1 protein-coding gene is annotated in these 652 nt (G+C 39.3%); it reads right to left on the bottom strand.

Features of this window, described 5'->3' with window-relative positions; genetic code table 11:
- Nucleotides 1-121 precede the first annotated feature (121 nt).
- Nucleotides 122-553 carry an IS200/IS605 family transposase gene (gene tnpA, locus ACERJO_RS21045; protein ID WP_332635076.1) on the bottom strand — a complete coding sequence of 144 codons (432 nt, stop codon included), beginning with the start codon at nt 551-553 and terminating at the stop codon, nt 122-124.
- Nucleotides 554-652 lie beyond the last annotated feature (99 nt).

Here is a 652-nt window from a genome sequence, read left to right as displayed (position 1 = left end):
CTTAAACGACCACCTGCTAAAGCAGGTGGATTTGGACATAAAATGTCTACGACTAAAGTCGTTTCATAAGACTGAAGTCATCTTAAAGCCTCTGCTTAAGCACACTAAAATTTGACTAAACTCATTCTTCAATCGTGAATATGTCGTTCTTTTCTTCATTGAATTGGTTCGCAATATAATTTCTGATTGTTTCTTCATCTACCGTTCCTACCGTGGCACAAAAATAACCCCTTGCCCATAAGTGCTGGCCCCAATATTTCTTTTTTAATTCAGGAAATTGATCCTGGAGAAGCCTTGATGATCTCCCTTTTAGATACTGCATGATTTTACTTGGAGCAAGGCTTGGTGGACATGATAACAATAAGTGGATGTGATCTTTTCCAACACTTCCTTGCAAGATGGTGATTCCTCTTGCTTCACACCCTTGTCTGATTAATTCTCGTGTTCTTACCGCAATCGGACCACGTAACACCTTGTATCTATATTTTGTTACCCAGATGACATGAAACTTGATATCAAACACTGCATGACTATTCTTCTTATATCCGTCCATACTTTCACCTCACACCTTAAGTATGGACATCGAGGCATAAGGCTAAAAGCGTATACCGTCTAAAGACGGTGGAGTTAGACCACGTGTTTGGAAATTAAA

The organism is Halalkalibacter sp. AB-rgal2, from assembly GCF_041821005.1.
GTDB lineage: Bacteria > Bacillota > Bacilli > Bacillales > Bacillaceae_D > Halalkalibacter.
Note: the sequence above shows the minus strand (reverse complement) of the source record. Positions and strands in the feature narration are given on the sequence as shown.

Excerpts from the sequence above, each read along its gene's own strand:
- tnpA (WP_332635076.1), bottom strand. The coding sequence starts at position 553 with ATGGACGGATATAAGAAGAATAGTCATGCAGTGTTTGATATCAAGTTT.